Source organism: Sandarakinorhabdus limnophila DSM 17366, from assembly GCF_945882885.1.
GTDB classification, from domain to species: domain Bacteria; phylum Pseudomonadota; class Alphaproteobacteria; order Sphingomonadales; family Sphingomonadaceae; genus Sandarakinorhabdus; species Sandarakinorhabdus limnophila_A.
In genome coordinates, this window is the sequence record NZ_CAMCWT010000001.1 from 22506 (window position 1) to 38501 (window position 15996).

Sequence of the window (15996 nt, forward strand, 5' to 3'; positions counted from 1 at the left end):
CTCAGGCCGCCGGCAGCAGCACACGGAAGGCCGCGCCGCCGCCGGGCGCATCCTCCACGGTGATCTGGCCGCCGTGCGCGACCACAATGGCGCCGGCGATGGACAGGCCCAGGCCGGAATGGCGGCCAAAATCCTCGCCTTCCGGGCGTTCGGAATAGAAACGGCGGAAAATGTCGCGGCGGTTGGCGGCCGGCACGCCCGGGCCCTGATCACTCACCGCCAGCTCGACCTGATCGCCACGGCTGGCCAGCGCCAGCGTCACCCGGCCGCCATCGGGGGAAAAGCTGATGGCGTTGTCGATCAGGTTGCGCAGCACCTGCGCCAAGCGGTTGGCGTCCCCTTCGATCAGCACCGGCCCGGCCAAGCCGGCGCGCTCGACACTGACCGTGCGCGACCGGTTGGAGGCGGTGGCCGCAACCCCATAGGCCGCCACCAGGCCATCGGCGAGCGCGGCGACGTCGATGGGTTGAAAGCCGGTGCGCGACAGTTCGGCATCCAGCCGGCTGGCATCGGCGATATCGGTGATCAGCCGATCGATGCGGCCAACATCGTCGCGGATCACCGCCAGCAATTGCGCGCGCAGTTCGGGCTTCTCCACGCGGTCCAGCACTTCCACGGCAGAGCGTAGGGAGGCCAGCGGGTTCTTGAGTTCGTGCGCCACATCGGCGGCAAAGGCCTCGGTCGCGTCAATCTGGCGCCGCAATGCGGTGGACATATCGGAAATGGCGCGGGCCAGGGCGCCAATCTCGTCACTGCGGTCGGGCAGGCGCGGCACCACCACTTCGCGGCTGCGCCCCAGCCGGACCCGGTGCGCAGCAATCGCCAGCATGCGCAAGGGCCGCACGATGGTGCGCGCGAGATAGAGCGACAGGCCCAGGGTGAGCGCAATGACACTGAGCAGCAGCCAGGCCGAGGTGAGGCGCTCGCGGCGCAGGATGCTGGCCAGATCGTCCGCCGAATCGGTGAGCAGCACATGGCCCAACCCCGGCACCGGTGCCGCGGCCGTGACGATTAGGCTGCCATCATTGGCGCGGCGCAGATCGGTAACCGGCTGGGCGGCGGCGGTGCTGCGCGCCAGTTCCGGCCACAAGCTGGCCGTGTCTACCGCCGGTTCCACATAAGGCGACAGAGTACGAAACCCCAGCACTGCATCCAGCGCCCGATCGATGGCCTTGGCCGATGAACGCCGCCAGTCATAGGCGGCCGGGTTTTCAATCACGAAACGCGGGGTCTTCGGATTCAGCCAATTGTCGGCAAGACGCTCGCCGCTGCCCGCATACAGCCGCACGCGGGTGCCGCGTTCCATGCCAAGCCGCAGGATGCTGCCGGCCCGCGCCGTTGGCGGCAGATCGGTCACCAGCCGCGAGACGGTGATGGCTTCACTGGCCAGGCTGGCGGTTCGCTCACCCAGCAGGCGCGATCGCACCGTATCCAGATAGAGCAGCATGATCGCCAGCACGATCACGGCGAGCAGGTTCACCGCAAAGATGCGGGCGCGCAGCGAGCCAAAGCCAAGGCCGCGGCGCCATTCCTGCACGGCCTCTTCGGCCTTCACCTGGGCCTACTCCTCGTTGAAGCGGTAGCCGACGCCGTACAGCGTCTCGATCGCCTTGAACTGGTGATCAACCGCGCGGAATTTCTTGCGCAGGCGCTTGATGTGGCTGTCGATGGTGCGATCATCCACATAGACATCGTGGCTGTACGCTGCGTCCATCAGCTGATCGCGGGACTTCACGAAGCCGGGGCGGGCCGCCAGCGTTTCCAGGATCATGAACTCGGTAACCGTGAGCGCGACATCCCCGCGCCGGCCTTCGCCGGCATCCCAAAACACGCGGTGGCGGGCCGGATCCATGGTCAACCGGCCGCGCACGATCGGATCGACGGCCGGCGCTTCGTTTTCCGCATCGGGAGCCACGCGGCGGTTGGCGGTGCGGCGCAGCACGGCGCGGATTCGTTCGATCAGCAGGCGCTGGCTGAACGGCTTGCCGATATAATCGTCGGCGCCCATGGCCAGGCCCAAAGCCTCGTCGATCTCGGTGTCCTTGCTGGTGAGGAAGATCACCGGCACCTGCACTTTTTCGCGCAGGCGGCGCAGCACTTCCATCCCGTCCATGCGCGGCATCTTGATATCGAGCACCACCAGATCGGGCGGATTTTCGATCAGCGCCTTCAAGGCGCTGTCGCCATCGGAATAGAGCCGCACCGCAAAGCCTTCGGCCTGCAGCGCAATCGACACCGAGGTGAGGATGTTGCGATCATCATCAACCAGGGCAATGGTGGGGGATGTCGGGTTTTCGATATCCATCGACTGGCCTTTTGGAACCTTGGCCGGCCGGTGGCAAGAGCGCGCCGCCGATGGCCCTCTCGCCCAGCCTCACGGTTGCGACAGAACATTGCTGGCCTGCGCCCGCAACACGCCCCGCTTCTTTGACGAATACGTATACGTGGATTATGCGGTCATGCAAGATCGGTCAACAAGGCTGACCCAGCGATGAGGGAGTATTCACCGTGCCGTCCACCGTTGTGCCCGCCCATGGCCTTGTTCAACAGGGTCTCGCCACGCCCGCCGCCCTGCACTGGAACCTGCTGACCGGCCCGCTGGTGGAACTCGCCGTACAGCGCGGCGAGGGCCTGCTGTCGGAACACGGCGCGCTCGTGGTGAAAACCGGCAAGCACACCGGCCGCAGCGCCAACGACAAGTTCATCGTGCGTGATGCCGCCACCGATGGCAGCATCTGGTGGGACAAGAACAAGAGCATCACGCCCGAGCAGTTAGCAGCCATCAAGGCTGATTTCGAAACCGCACTGAAGGGCAAGAGCGACCTGTTCGTGCAGGATCTTTTTGGCGGCAGCCAGCCCGAACACCGCGTGAAGGTGCGCGTCATCACCGAATTTGCCTGGCACAGCCTGTTCATCCGCACCCTGCTGGTGCGCCCGGAACTGGCCGATCTGGCCGCCTTCGTGCCGGAATATACCATCATCGATCTGCCCAGCTTCAAGGCCGATCCGGCCCGCCACGGCTGCCGCAGCGAAACCATCGTGGCGGTGGATTTCGAAGGCAAGACCATCCTGATCGGCGGCACGGCGTACGCTGGCGAGATGAAGAAGAGCGTCTTCTCCATCCTCAACTATCTGCTGCCGCTGAAGGGCGTGATGCCGATGCACTGCTCGGCCAATATTGGCGCAGACGGCGATACCGCGATCTTCTTCGGCCTGTCTGGCACCGGGAAGACCACGCTTTCTGCCGACGCCAGCCGCACGCTGATCGGCGATGATGAACATGGCTGGTCCGATACCGCCGTCTTCAACTTCGAAGGCGGCTGCTATGCCAAGATGATCCGGCTTTCCGCCGAAGCCGAACCCGAGATTTACGCCACCACCCGCCGTTTCGGCACGGTGCTGGAAAATGTCGTGATGGATCCCGATACGCGCGTGATCGATCTGGATGACAACAGCCTGGCCGAAAACAGCCGCGGTTCCTATCCGATTGATTTCATCCCGAACGCCAGTGCCGACAATATGGGCCCGGTACCGCGCAACATCATCATGCTCACGGCCGATGCGTTCGGCATCCTGCCGCCGATCGCCAAGCTGACCCCGGATCAGGCCATGTACCACTTCCTGTCCGGCTACACCGCGCGCGTGGCCGGCACCGAAATCGGCGTGACCGAGCCGGATGCCACCTTCTCCACCTGCTTTGGCGCGCCGTTCATGCCGCGCCACCCGTCGGTGTATGGCAATCTGCTGAAGGAACGGATCGCCAAGGGCGGCGTGGACGTGTGGCTGGTCAACACCGGATGGACTGGCGGCGGAGCCGGCACCGGCGGCACAGGCACCCGCATGCCAATCAAGGTGACGCGCGCCCTGCTCAACGCCGCGCTCGATGGCAGCCTGAAGACTGCCGAGTTCCGCACCGACGACAATTTCGGCTTCGCCGTGCCGGTCTCGGTTCCGGGCGTCGAACCCACCATCCTCAACCCGCGCGAAACCTGGGCCGACAAGGCCGCCTATGACGCCAAGGCCAAGGCGCTGGTTGGCATGTTCATCGCCAATTTCGCCCAGTTCGAAGCCCATGTGGACGCCAGAGTGCGGGATTCGGCACCAAAAGCCGCCTGAACGGGCAGACCAACAACAAGAGGGGCGGCCTGCAAGGGCCGCCCTTTTTCGTTGCAGCTCAACGCATCACCTGGCAGCCTGGCGCAATGAAGCGCGCCTGGTTTGATTATCCAGCCGAAATGCTGGCCAACGCGACGCCGCAATTGATCCTGGGCTATCTCACCGAAGCAACCCAATTTCCGGCTGAGTTGGCACAAATCAGTGCATGGCAATTCACGATCACCCATCTCAAGCAATTGGCGGCTGCGCTGCCCGATGCCCACTTCTTCATGGAATTTGCCATCCCCCGCATGGGACGACGCGCGGATGCCGTGATCGTGGCAGGGCCGCTGATCCTGGTGCTTGAATACAAAGTTGGCGAGCGCGCCTTTGCCCGCCATGCCATTGAGCAAGCCCATGGCTATGCGCTCGACCTCAAGAATTTCCATGTCACCAGCCACGACAAGGCCATCATCCCGATCCTGATCGCCAGCGAGGCGCCGCCGCAGCAGCTTGGCTTTGGCTTCTGGGCGGAAGACCGGGTGCACAGTCCGCTTTGCCTCAGCCCCGATGACGTGCTGCCCACGCTGCGCCGCCTGCTCGCCAGCTGTGACGGACCGGTCATCGACGCCGACGCATGGGCTGAGGGCGCCTATCGCCCCACCCCCAGCATCATCGAGGCGGCCGAAGCGCTCTATGCCGGCCACGACGTCACGGCCATCTCCCGCTCTGAGGCGGGCGCCGAAAATCTGTCGCGCACGGCCAACGCCATTGCGGCGGTGGTGGCGCGGATGCGGACGGAGGGCGGCAAGGCCATCTGCTTCGTTACCGGCGTACCCGGCGCCGGCAAGACGCTCGCCGGCCTCAACCTCGCCTGCCAGCGCCATCCCGACCACCCGGAAGAACACGCCGTGTTCCTGTCAGGCAACGGCCCGCTGGTGCAGGTGCTGCAGGAGGCACTGCGCCGCGACGGCAAGCGCAAGCGCGCCCTGCCCGATTTGCCTGAGGCCCGCATACTGCAAGCCCGCGAGCCCGATGCCTTCATCCAGAACGTCCACCATTTTCGCGACGAGTATCTGGCGCCCGATCGCGTTCCGACCGAGCATGTGGTGATTTTCGACGAGGCCCAGCGCGCCTGGGATCGTGCCATGACCAGTGATTTCATGCGCCGCAAGAAGGGCCAGCCGGCGTTTGACCAGTCAGAGCCCGGCTTCCTGCTTTCGGTGATGGACCGCCGGCCAGATTGGTGTGTCGTCGTCTGCCTGATCGGCGAAGGGCAGGAAATCAACCGTGGGGAAGCCGGTGTCGCCGAGTGGCTGAATGCGCTGCAAGCCGGGCTGCCCCACTGGCAGCTATTCCTGCCGCCGCACCTCATGGCCGAGGGCGGTACAATTGACGGGGCGATGCGGTGGCATCTGGCGCACCGCGGCGCGGTTCCCGATGCAGGCCTGCACCTGGCGGTGTCGGTGCGGTCGTTTCGCGCCGAAGGCGTGTCGGCATTCGTGGCGGCACTTCTGGCCGAGGATGCGGGCGCGGCCAGCGCCTTGATCAGAGGCCTTGATCAGTTTCCTGTCTGCTACATGCGCGATCTAGCGGCGGCCCGGCAGTGGCTGCGAACGCAGCGCCGGGCCGGCGAACGCGCCGGCCTGCTCGCCAGTTCTAATGCGCTGCGGCTCAAGCCGGAAGGCCTTCACGTCAAGGCTCCGGTCGATGTCTGCCACTGGTTCCTGAACGGCAACGACGATGTGCGCTCCTCCAACGCGCTGGAAGATGCCGCGACCGAGTTCGACGTCCAGGGGCTCGAGCTCGATTGGGCGGGCGTCGCCTGGGACTTGAATTATCGCCGCACGGAAAATGGCTGGCAGGCCCGCCAGTTCAGAGGCACCAACTGGCAGCAGATCGGCGCCACGCAGAGCGGCATCGGCCGCGCCGAATATGTCCGTAACGCCTATCGCGTGCTGCTCTCGCGCTCGCGGCAGGGAATGGTGATCTATGTGCCGAGGGGTGACGCGACCGATGCGACGCGGCCGCCCGCCGATTATGATGCTGTTGCCGAATGGCTGTCCGGGTGTGGGATTCCGGCGCTGCCCTCAGCCTAGAATGCCGGCTGATTGTGAATTCCGCATTCGGTCTTGTCCCAGTGGCGCCAGCGGCCGGCGCGGGGGTCTTCGCCGGGCTGGACCTGGCTGGTGCAGGGCTGGCAGCCGATGGAGGGATAGCCGGAGGCTTCGAGCGGGTGGCGGGGTAGCTCACGCAGCGTAAACTGCGCGTCCATGGCGGCCTTGTCCCAATCGGCGAGCGGGTTGATTTTCAGGCGGTTTTCATCAAGCTCGAAGCGCGGCAGACCGGCGCGGCCGGACTGGAAGCCCTTTCGACCAGAGATCCACGCGTCGAAACCGGCCAGCGCGCGGCGGAGCGGTTCAACCTTGCGCAGATCGCAGCAGCCATCGGGATCATAAGCCCAGCGCAGGGACTTGTCGTCGCGACGAGCAATCTCATACGGGTCGGGGCGATAGACGCGCAGATCGGTGAAGCCCAGACTTTCGGCCAGGCTGTCGCGATAGGCTGGCGTTTCGCCGAACATCTTCTGGGTGTTGATGAAGATCAGCGGCACGCTGCGGTCGACCGCGGCGACCAGATCGAGCAGCATCGCCGATTCCGCCCCGAACGAGGAGACGACGGCGATGCGGCCTTTCAGCTCGCCGGTGAGAAGTTCGGCCAGCATCTCCGCCGTTGGCCGGCCGGCAAAACGGGCGTTCAGCGCCGCCACCTGCTCGGCCGTGAAGGCCGGCGCGGTGTCAATCACATCTGGCAGGCGCGCCGCCTCGCTCATGCGTTGGACTGTTCGCGAAGCGCCCAGATCGGTTGCAGGCTGTCGGCCGCTTTCATGTAGACATTGGGGAAGCGCGCCAGCGTGCGCTCCGCCACCGCCGGATCAATCGGCGTTTCAGGCAGCACGGCATCGAATCCGGCGCGGGTGAGAAACATCAGCTGATCGACATAGAGCACGCCAACTGCACGGATTTCGCCCGTGAAGCCGGCTTCCCGCAGGATGCGGGCACTGCTGTAACCGCGGCCTTCGCGGAACTTCGGGAAGGCGATGTCGATGCGGCGCAGGGCGCCCAGATGCGGGACGAGCAGACGGGCATCATCGCCCGCCTCCAGCCACACGGCAGTGCCGCCGGGCTGATAGTCAGCCAACGGCACGGCCGGCGCCGTGTGTTCCGGATCGGCGCGCAAACGATAGACTTCAGCCATACACGGCCTCCTTGAAGGGTTCGGCGCCGACGCGGCGATAGGTGTCGAGGAAACGTTCGGCCGGATCGGCGCGCAGCGTCTTGTAACGGTCGATGACCTTTTCCACCGCCGTCACGATGCCATTTTCGTCGAAACCGGGGCCGAGGGTCTTGGCCAAAGTCGCATCTTCGGCGCCGGAGCCGCCGAGGAGGAGCTGGTAATTTTCCTCGCCCTTGCGATCGACGCCCAGGATGCCGATGTGGCCGGCGTGGTGGTGCCCACAGCCGTTGATGCAGCCGGAAACCTTGATCTTCAGCTCACCCAGATCCGCTTCTTGCGGCGCCAGCTTCACCGCCAGTTTCTGGGCGATGGGGATGGAGCGGGCATTGGCCAAGGTGCAATAATCAAGGCCGGGGCAGGAAATGATGTCCGACGCGCGATCCAGGTTGGCGGTGGCCAGCCCGGCCGAAACCAGCACCTGCCACAGATCGAACAGATCGGCGCGGCGCACATGCGGCAGCACCAGATTCTGCGTGTGGGTCACGCGGATTTCGTCGCCGGCGTAACGCTGGGCCAGATCGGCGATGATATCCATCTGATCGGCCGACGCGTCGCCGGGGGTTTCGCCCGGTGCCTTCAGGCTGATGGTGACGATGGCATAGCCGGGCGCCTTGTGGGGATGCGTGTTCACCGTCACCCAGTTGGCGAAATCCGGGTTGGACTGGTCGATCTCGACAGGCGCGTTGGCATCAAGCACCGGCGGCGCGAAGTGCGCGGCGATACGGGCCAATTCGGACGGCGGCGGATCGAGGCCGAGCGGCTTCACCAGCGCCCATTCTTCCTCGACCTGGCGGGCGAATTCGGCGGCGCCGAGATCGTTGACCAGGATCTTGATGCGCGCCTTGTAGATGTTGTCGCGGCGGCCGTGGCGGTTATAGACCCGCAAGATCGCTTCCATGTAGCTGAGATAATCCGCCACCGGCAGCCATTCGCGGATCACATGGCCCAGCATCGGCGTGCGGCCCATGCCGCCACCGACCAGCACTTTCAGGCCGATCTCGCCAGCGTCATTCTGCACCAGTTCAAGGCCGATATCGTGCAGCTTGATGGCGGCACGATCGATCGTGCTGCCGGTGACCGCGATCTTGAACTTGCGCGGCAGGAACGAGAATTCCGGGTGCAGCGTCGACCATTGCCGCAGCAGCTCGGCATAGGGGCGCGGATCGGCGATCTCGTCGGCGGCGGCCGCCGCGAACTGATCGGAACTGATGTTGCGGATGCAGTTGCCGCTGGTCTGGAAGGCATGCATTTCCACGCTGGCCAGATCGGTGAGCAGGTCCGGCATCTCTTCCAGCTTCATCCAATTGTACTGGATGTTCTGGCGCGTGGTGAAATGGCCATAGCCGCGATCATAACGGCGGGCGATGTGGGCCAGCATGCGCATCTGACGCGAATCCACCGTGCCGTACGGTATGGCGACGCGCAGCATATAGGCGTGCAGCTGCAGATAAAGGCCGTTCATCAGCCGCAGCGGCTTGAAGGCTTCTTCGCTGATTTCGTTCTTCAGCCGGCGTTCGACCTGGTCGCGGAATTCGGCGACGCGGGCATCGACAATCGCCTGATCATATTCGTCGTAACGGTACATCAGATGGCGTCCACAGGCAGGGAGGGCAGGGCAAAATCGGGGCGCACGCTGGGGCCGACGGCGCGCACGCGTTCCCGGGTGGAGCGCGGGCGCCAGCCATCAGGCGTGGCATCCACGTCGATCAGAACGAGATCGTTGATGCGTTCCTGGGGCAACAGGCGGGCAATCAGCGCCTCACCGTGGTCGTCCACGGCCACGGCATCTCTCAAATGGAGACTCCAATCGTAACCAGCCCACCACAACACATCGCCGGTTTCGAGGCGGTTTCCGGTCAGCAAACAAGGCATGCGGTTTCCTTTGCTTTGGCACGAGCAGCGGGCAGCGCCGCCACATCGCCAACGATGATGAGAGCAGGGGAAGCGATGGCCTCGCGCGCCACCAGCCCGGCCAGATCGGCGAGCAGCGAGGTGACGAGGCGTTCATTGGCCTGGGTGGCGCGTTCGACAACGGCAACCGGCGTATCGGGTGCCAGGCCATCGGCCATCAATTTCTCGGCGATCGGCGCGGCACCGGCCAGGCCCATGTAGATTACCAGGGTGCGGCCCTTACCGGCCAGGCCGGCCCAATTCTGTTCGGCGAGGCCGCGGCATTCGCCAGCGACAAAGCTGACCATCGAGGCATGATCGCGGTGAGTGAGCGGCATCAAGGTGGAGGCGGCCGCGCCATTGGCGGCCGATATGCCGGGAATCACAACAACGGGCACACCAGCGGCGAGTGCAGCATCCACTTCTTCGCCGCCCCTGCCAAAAATGAACGGGTCGCCGCCTTTCAGCCGCACCACGGTGTGGCCAGCGCGGGCTTCGGCAACCAGCAGATCGCCGATTTCATCCTGGGCCAGCGTGTGGCGGGCGCGGCGTTTGGCGACCGAAATCCGGCGGGCGTGGGCGGGGATCAGCGCCATCACTTCGTCACCCACCAGGCCGTCGTGCACCACGACATCGGCGGCAGCCAACGCGCGGACGGCACGCAGGGTGAGCAGATCAGCGGCGCCGGGGCCAGCGCCAACCAGGAAGATGCGACCAGATTGGGGGTGAAAATCCATGCCCCCCTTGCCGCATCGCGCGGCAAGGGGGGAGAAAGGCTTTCTTGTGTGCGGCCTAGGCCGACTTGTCAGTCGTTCCCGAAGGTACGCTGCCACCAGCCCTTGCGGGCCGGAGCGGCTGGGGCGGTGGGCTCAGCGGCTTCGGCAACCGGTTCTTCGGCCGCAGCAGCGACAGGTTCGGCCACGGCCTCAGCCGCCGGTTTCTTGCGGCTGCGCTTGGACTTGGCCGCGGGTTCTTCGGCAACCGGTTCCGGTGCTGGTTCAACAACCGGCTCCGGCGCGGCAACGCTCTCGGGCGCAGCATCGTCCTTCTTGCGGCGAATGCGCTTGGGCTTGGCGGCCGGCTCATCGGCCACCGGCTCAGGCACAATTTCGACAACTGCTTCCGGTGCTGCTTCGCTCCCCGGCGCGTCATCGGCCTTCTTGCGGCGGCTGCGCTTGGGCTTGGCGGCAACTTCTTCAGCCACCGGTTCCGGCGCGGCCGGTGCGGCTTCAGCGGCCTCATCCGTTGCCGCATCGTTGGTGCGTTCGGCACCGCCGCGGCGGCCGCGACGGCCACGCCGGCGGCGCTTGCGGCGACCGCCATTCTCGCCGGTTTCACCATTGTCGGTGGCCTCGGCGCCGTCGCCTTCAACCTCATCGGCCGCGTCGTCCGCGCCATCGTTGTGATGCTCATCGCCATGATCGTCGTCATGCGCGTCGGCCTGATCGTCACTGCACTCTTCACCCTTGTCGCGGCCACGGCCGTCACGGCGACGGCGACGGCGACCACGGCCCCGCCCACGGCGGCCATCCTCGCCGCGCTCTTCACCCTCTTCGCCGTCATCGTCTTCGGCTTCGTCGGCATCGCCGTCCTCGACGATCTTCACCAGCGGCGGCAGCGCCACCATCTCCACCTTCTTCGACGGCGGCGGACCGCCGGCATCGATCTCGAAATTGGGGCCGATCAGCGAATCATCCGGGCGGGTGATGATGGTCACGCCATAGAGTTCTTCCAGCTCGGCCAGTTCGATGCGCTTGCGGTTTAGCAGATAGACCGCCACTTCCTCGCTGGCGCGCAGCACCAGATCGCTGTGGCGACCGCGCAGGGCTTCGGCTTCCAGCGCGCGCAGGGCGGCCAGCGCCGACGACGACACCGAACGCACCATGCCGGTGCCTTCGCACATCGGGCAGATATGGGTGGAGGCTTCCAGGATACCGGTGCGCAGGCGCTGCCGGCTCATTTCCATCAGGCCAAAGCTGGAAATACGGCCGATCTGCACGCGGGCGCGATCATTTTTCAGCGCCTCCTTCATGGCCTTTTCGACCTTGCGGACGTTGGAACCATTTTCCATGTCGATGAAATCGATCACCACCAGGCCGGCCATGTCGCGCAAACGCAACTGGCGGCCGATCTCGTCGGCGGCTTCCAGGTTGGTCTTGGTGGCGGTTTCCTCGATGCCATATTCGCGGGTCGAGCGCCCGGAGTTGATGTCGATCGACACCAAAGCCTCGGTCGGGTTGATGACCAGATAACCACCCGATTTCAGCTGGACGACCGGCTGGTACATGGCTTCCAGCTGATCCTCGACACCGAAGCGCTGGAACAATGGCACGCTGCCTTCATATTCCACCACCTTGGCGGCGTGGCTGGGCATCAGCATCGACATGAAGCGGTGCGCGGCCTCGAAACCGCCGCGGCCTTCCACCAGCACCTGATCGATCTCGCGGTTATAGACGTCGCGGATGGCGCGCTTGATGAGACCCGAATCTTCATGAATCAGCGCCGGGGCTTGGCTGGCCAGGGTCTTCTCGCGGATCTCGTCCCAGAGGCGGGTAAGATAATCGAAATCGCGGCGGATATCGGCGGCGCTGCGCTTCAGGCCGGCGGTGCGCACGATGGCGCCCATGCCGTTCGGCAGGTGCAGATCGGCCATCACCTGCTTCAGGCGCTTGCGATCGGCCGGGTTGGAAATCTTGCGGGAAATGCCGCCACCGTGCGCGGTGTTGGGCATCAGCACGCAGTAGCGACCGGCGAGGCTGAGATAGGTGGTGAGCGCTGCGCCCTTGGAGCCGCGCTCTTCCTTCACCACCTGGATCAGCATCACCTGGCGGCGGCGCATGACTTCCTGGATCTTGTAACGGCGGCGCAGCGCCATGCGCTTGCGACGCAGCGCATCCGACGGTTCATCATGATGGCCCCCGGTTTCCAGCACATCATCGGATTCATCACCCTCTTCGCCGTCGTGGCCATGATCGTCGGCGGACAGTTCGGCTTCCTCGCGCAGCAGGGCGTCGCGATCTTCCTTGGGGATCTGATAATAATCGGGGTGGATTTCGGAAAATGCCAGGAAGCCGTGGCGGTTGCCGCCGTATTCCACGAACGCCGCCTGCAGCGACGGTTCAACCCGGGTCACCTTGGCGAGATAGATATTGCCTTTGAGCTGACGCTTATCAGCCGCTTCGAAATCAAATTCCTCGATGCGCTGGCCGTTGATCACGGCCACCCGTGTTTCTTCCGGGTGGCGGGCGTCGATAAGCATGTGATTGGACATTGATGGTCTCCGTGACGCCAACCCAGGCCTCGACACCCGACAAGCGGGCGGCAACAGGGCGACGCGATGTGAAAAGGCCGACGACATCGGAATGATGGCGCCGGCAGATGCGGGAAATGCGGGTGAAATCAGCAGGCGCGGCGGCCTGACCGCTGGCCAGACGGCGCATGAAGCGCAGTCCTTTCGCCAGTTCGATCAATCCATTCATCCGCGTCCTTCAAGTCATCAAGGGTGGCCAGCTGTTCCTGCACGGTGCAAGGCTGTAACCACCAAAGTCCCAGGCCCAATCGCGAAACACCGGCCAGCAGATGCGGCGGCAGCGCGAAGGAGCGCGGAAATAGCAACAGACAAGCTGTAGCCTGCTTCTTGCTAGCAGCCACTTGGCGCAGCAGCAAGGGTGCGGCAATGACGCACGATTGTGATATATCCCGGCCAAACGGAAATGCCGGGCCGGGCGTGAAATTGGGGGAATGGGAATGAAGCTTGCGTTGTTGGCCTCGGCTCTGCTGGTTGGTGTGCCCGTGATGGCCCAGCAGACACCGCAGGCACAGCCACTGACGCTTGAGCGCGTCTATGCCTCACCTTCGCTGGGGGGCCCGCGCCCGCGTGTGCTGAAACTGGCCCCCGATGGCCGGCTGGCGACGCTGCTGAAAAGCCGGCCAAGCGACAAGGACCGGTTCGACCTGTGGGCGGTGGACACCGCGACCGGTCAAAGCCGGATGCTGGTCGATTGGGAAAAGCTGTCCAGTGGCGCTGCGCTGTCCGAAGCCGAACGCATGAACCGCGAACGCCGGCGCATTGCCGACGTCAAGGGCATCACCGATTATGCCTGGGCACCCGATGCGAAACGCCTGCTGGTGCCGGTGGACGGCGATCTGTGGGTGGCCGCCCTCGATGGCAGCGTCACCCGCCTGACCCAGACGCCGGAAACCGAGACAGATGCCAAGCTGAGCCCCAAGGGCGGCTTTGCCAGCTTCGTGCGCGACGGCCATTTGTTCGTGCAAGCCTTGGCCGGCGGCGACGCGCGCGAAGTGGCCGGGGAAAACACGCCGAAGGTGAGCTGGGGCGTTGCCGAGTTCATCGCGCAGGAAGAGCTGGACCGGTTCGACGGTCACTGGTGGGCACCTGACGACAGCCGCATCGCCGTGGCGCGCGTCGACGAATCCCCGGTGAAGCAGGTGACACGCGCCGCCATCGGTGCCGATGGCACCCGCCTGTTCACCCAGGCCTATCCGGCGGCCGGCACCGCCAATGCCGACGTATCGCTGTGGCTGGTGAACCCGGATGGAACGGGCAAGACCAAGGTCGATCTTGGCCCGTCGACCGACATCTATGTCGCCCGTGTCGCCTGGGCCGTGGATGGCAAGACGCTGTATGTCCAGCGCCTCACCCGCGATCAGCAGCGGCTCGATATCCTTGCCGTTGATCCGGTCACCGGTTCGTCGCGGGTGCTGGCCAGCGAGACCGCAAAGACCTGGGTCAATGTCCACGACAATTTCCGCCCGCTGAAGGACGGCAGCATCCTGTGGGCCAGCGAGCGCGACGGCTATCGCCACCTCTATCGCCTTGCCGGCGGCACAGCGCAGCAAGTGACCAGCGGGCGCTGGGTGATGGATGAACTGGTGGGCGTTGATGAAAAGCGCGGGCGCTTGTGGTTCACCGGCTTTGCCGATTCCACGCTGGAAAAACAGGTCTATGCGCTCGATTTCCGCAAGGCCGGCGCCAAACCGCAGCGACTTACGGCGCCGGGCGGCTGGCACGAAGCCGTGATGGATGATGCCGGTCAGCGCCTGATCTTCACCAGTTCCACCCCCAGCCAGCCAGCGCAGGTGTGGTTGGGTGACGGGGCCGGCAAGCGGCTGGCGTGGATCGAGGAAAACCGCCTCAATGCCAATCACCCCTATGCGCCCTATCTCGCCAGCCATGTGGTGCCGCAATTCGGCACGCTCACTGCCGCCGATGGCCAGGCGATGGACTGGCGCCTGCTGAAACCCGCTGGCCCCGGCCCGTTCCCGGTGCTGATGCAGGTCTATGGCGGCCCGCATGCGCACAATGTCCACAAGCGCTTCACTGCGCCGATCGAGCAGTATCTGGTCGCCAAGGGCTGGGCGGTGTTCCAGCTCGACAATCGCGGCAGCAACAACCGCGGCATGGCGTTTGAGGCGCCGATCTTCCGCGCCATGGGCGGCGTCGAGGTGCAGGACCAGGTGCAGGCGTTGCAATGGATCAAAGCGCAACCCTGGGCCGGCAAGGTGGCGGTCAATGGCTGGTCCTACGGTGGATACATGGTGCTGAAGCTGCTGGAAGGCGCGCCGGGCGGGTTTGCGGCGGGCATCGCCGGCGCGCCGGTGACGCGCTGGGAACTGTACGACACCGCCTATACCGAGCGTTATCTCGGCAATCCGGTCACGGAACCTGCCGTCTATGCAAGATCAGGCGCGCTGGGTGATGCCGGCAAGATTAAGGACCCGCTGCTGCTGATCCACGGCATGGCGGATGACAATGTGGTGTTCGAGAATTCCACCTCGCTGATGACGGCACTGCAACGGGCGAAGACGCCGTTTGATCTGATGGTCTATCCCGGCGCCACCCACGCCACGCCGGGCCTCGAAGTGCACACGTGGATCACGCGGCTGAAGTTCCTGGGGCGGACGGTGGCGCCGACAGGGTATTGAGGGAAGGAGGGCGCGGCCGGCGGCGGAGCCGCCGAGTCCGCTGAGGTGGAGGAGGAAGGACGAAAGAGCGTGGCGGAGCCGCGCCGTCGGACGACACACAAAAAAGGCGACCCGAAGGTCGCCTTTTTTGGTCGCCGGTCGGAATTCGCCGCGTCTGCAAACAACGATGTGCGTTGTTTGCAGCCGGCTCATTCGTAATCACCACCCATGTTCTGGTTCCGCGGCGGCTGCGCAGCGGTGATCCGCAGGGCTTCGGCCGACGCCGACAGCGAACCGATCACATCGGGCGTGTCATCATCTTCAGCCTGCACACGCTGCATGCCCTGCACCATGGTTTCCTTCAGATCAGCCGGGCGGACCGTCTCTTCGGCGATCTCACGCAGGGCCACGACCGGGTTTTTGTCGCGGTCGCGATCAATGGTCAGCTCTGCGCCGGACGAGATGTTACGGGCGCGATGCGCGGCCAGCAGCACGAGGTCGAACCGGTTGGAAACCTTGTCGACGCAATCTTCAACAGTCACGCGTGCCATTAAGTGGCTCCGGTTTTGAATTGGCGGGAATGGGTCCCTCTGACGATTCGGGGGCGCAAAGTCAAGGAAATTTGGCCTTTCACGATGGTGGCGCGTCTTGACTCTGGGGGCGCACCCCCCTAACCCACCCGTTTCGCATCTGGCCCCACACCCCGGTGAAGCGGCGGCCCACTCTGGCAACAGGCTTTTGTGGCGAGACCGGGTAGACCCGCCAATCCCGGCAGGTCGTCAAAGCTGA

Annotated in this window: 12 protein-coding genes; 3 read left to right on the forward strand and 9 right to left on the reverse strand. The window is 64.9% G+C overall.

From position 1 onward, the window contains the following. Position 1 precedes the first annotated feature (1 nt). Both Q7O19_RS00125 and Q7O19_RS00130 read right to left on the reverse strand, forming a co-directional pair. Positions 2-1555, reverse strand: coding sequence for a cell wall metabolism sensor histidine kinase WalK (locus Q7O19_RS00125; RefSeq protein WP_303807883.1), 1554 nt, complete (start codon positions 1553-1555; stop codon positions 2-4). A gap of 6 nt (positions 1556-1561) precedes the next feature. Further along, positions 1562-2305 (reverse strand): response regulator transcription factor, encoded by a 744-nt coding sequence (locus Q7O19_RS00130; protein WP_303807884.1) that lies wholly within the window; start codon positions 2303-2305, stop codon positions 1562-1564. A gap of 203 nt (positions 2306-2508) precedes the next feature. Here Q7O19_RS00130 and Q7O19_RS00135 point away from each other — a divergent pair, with 203 nt between their 5' ends. Together Q7O19_RS00135 and Q7O19_RS00140 are read left to right on the forward strand one after the other, a co-directional pair. Further along, complete coding sequence (locus Q7O19_RS00135) at positions 2509-4116, forward strand: phosphoenolpyruvate carboxykinase (RefSeq protein WP_303807885.1); 1608 nt, start codon at positions 2509-2511, stop codon at positions 4114-4116. Between the two features lie 86 nt (positions 4117-4202). Beyond that, positions 4203-6194 (forward strand): DUF2075 domain-containing protein, encoded by a 1992-nt coding sequence (locus Q7O19_RS00140; RefSeq protein ID WP_303807886.1) that lies wholly within the window; start codon positions 4203-4205, stop codon positions 6192-6194. Here Q7O19_RS00140 and Q7O19_RS00145 read toward each other — a convergent pair. The 6 genes from Q7O19_RS00145 to Q7O19_RS00170 all read right to left on the reverse strand — a co-directional run bounded on the left by Q7O19_RS00145 (position 6191) and on the right by Q7O19_RS00170 (position 12553). Next, positions 6191-6928, reverse strand: a complete 738-nt coding sequence (locus Q7O19_RS00145; protein ID WP_303807888.1) for a phosphoadenylyl-sulfate reductase — start codon at positions 6926-6928, stop codon at positions 6191-6193. The genes Q7O19_RS00140 and Q7O19_RS00145 overlap by 4 nt on opposite strands. Beyond that, positions 6925-7353 carry a DUF934 domain-containing protein gene (locus Q7O19_RS00150; RefSeq protein ID WP_303779000.1) on the reverse strand — a complete coding sequence of 143 codons (429 nt, stop codon included), beginning with the start codon at positions 7351-7353 and terminating at the stop codon, positions 6925-6927. The genes Q7O19_RS00145 and Q7O19_RS00150 overlap by 4 nt, the downstream gene beginning before the upstream one ends. Further along, complete coding sequence (locus Q7O19_RS00155) at positions 7346-8977, reverse strand: nitrite/sulfite reductase (protein WP_303807890.1); 1632 nt, start codon at positions 8975-8977, stop codon at positions 7346-7348. Before Q7O19_RS00155 ends, Q7O19_RS00150 begins: the two co-directional genes overlap by 8 nt. Beyond that, the gene (locus Q7O19_RS00160) at positions 8977-9264 is read right to left on the reverse strand and encodes a DUF2849 domain-containing protein (RefSeq protein ID WP_303807891.1); all 288 of its coding nucleotides are present in this window, start codon (positions 9262-9264) and stop codon (positions 8977-8979) included. The genes Q7O19_RS00155 and Q7O19_RS00160 overlap by 1 nt, the downstream gene beginning before the upstream one ends. Continuing rightward, positions 9249-10019 carry a uroporphyrinogen-III C-methyltransferase gene (gene cobA / locus Q7O19_RS00165; protein ID WP_303807892.1) on the reverse strand — a complete coding sequence of 257 codons (771 nt, stop codon included), beginning with the start codon at positions 10017-10019 and terminating at the stop codon, positions 9249-9251. Before cobA ends, Q7O19_RS00160 begins: the two co-directional genes overlap by 16 nt. A gap of 68 nt (positions 10020-10087) precedes the next feature. Then, positions 10088-12553: an Rne/Rng family ribonuclease gene (locus Q7O19_RS00170; protein ID WP_303807894.1), complete on the reverse strand. Its 2466-nt coding sequence runs from the start codon at positions 12551-12553 to the stop codon at positions 10088-10090. Positions 12554-13029: 476 nt separating this feature from the next. Here Q7O19_RS00170 and Q7O19_RS00175 point away from each other — a divergent pair, with 476 nt between their 5' ends. Then, complete coding sequence (locus tag Q7O19_RS00175; protein ID WP_303807895.1) at positions 13030-15228, forward strand: S9 family peptidase; 2199 nt, start codon at positions 13030-13032, stop codon at positions 15226-15228. Positions 15229-15416: 188 nt separating this feature from the next. On the opposite strand, the gene rpoZ is transcribed toward Q7O19_RS00175, so the two are convergent. Next, positions 15417-15758 carry a DNA-directed RNA polymerase subunit omega gene (rpoZ, locus tag Q7O19_RS00180; protein ID WP_303783914.1) on the reverse strand — a complete coding sequence of 114 codons (342 nt, stop codon included), beginning with the start codon at positions 15756-15758 and terminating at the stop codon, positions 15417-15419. Positions 15759-15996 lie beyond the last annotated feature (238 nt).

Coding starts and splice junctions, on each gene's coding strand:
- Q7O19_RS00130 (WP_303807884.1), bottom strand. CDS start 2,305: ATGGATATCGAAAACCCGACATCCCCCACCATTGCCCTGGTTGATGAT.
- Q7O19_RS00140 (WP_303807886.1), top strand. CDS start 4,203: ATGAAGCGCGCCTGGTTTGATTATCCAGCCGAAATGCTGGCCAACGCG.
- Q7O19_RS00145 (WP_303807888.1), bottom strand. CDS start 6,928: ATGAGCGAGGCGGCGCGCCTGCCAGATGTGATTGACACCGCGCCGGCC.
- Q7O19_RS00150 (WP_303779000.1), bottom strand. CDS start 7,353: ATGGCTGAAGTCTATCGTTTGCGCGCCGATCCGGAACACACGGCGCCG.
- Q7O19_RS00155 (WP_303807890.1), bottom strand. CDS start 8,977: ATGTACCGTTACGACGAATATGATCAGGCGATTGTCGATGCCCGCGTC.
- Q7O19_RS00160 (WP_303807891.1), bottom strand. CDS start 9,264: ATGCCTTGTTTGCTGACCGGAAACCGCCTCGAAACCGGCGATGTGTTG.
- cobA (WP_303807892.1), bottom strand. CDS start 10,019: ATGGATTTTCACCCCCAATCTGGTCGCATCTTCCTGGTTGGCGCTGGC.
- Q7O19_RS00170 (WP_303807894.1), bottom strand. CDS start 12,553: ATGTCCAATCACATGCTTATCGACGCCCGCCACCCGGAAGAAACACGG.
- Q7O19_RS00175 (WP_303807895.1), top strand. CDS start 13,030: ATGAAGCTTGCGTTGTTGGCCTCGGCTCTGCTGGTTGGTGTGCCCGTG.
- rpoZ (WP_303783914.1), bottom strand. CDS start 15,758: ATGGCACGCGTGACTGTTGAAGATTGCGTCGACAAGGTTTCCAACCGG.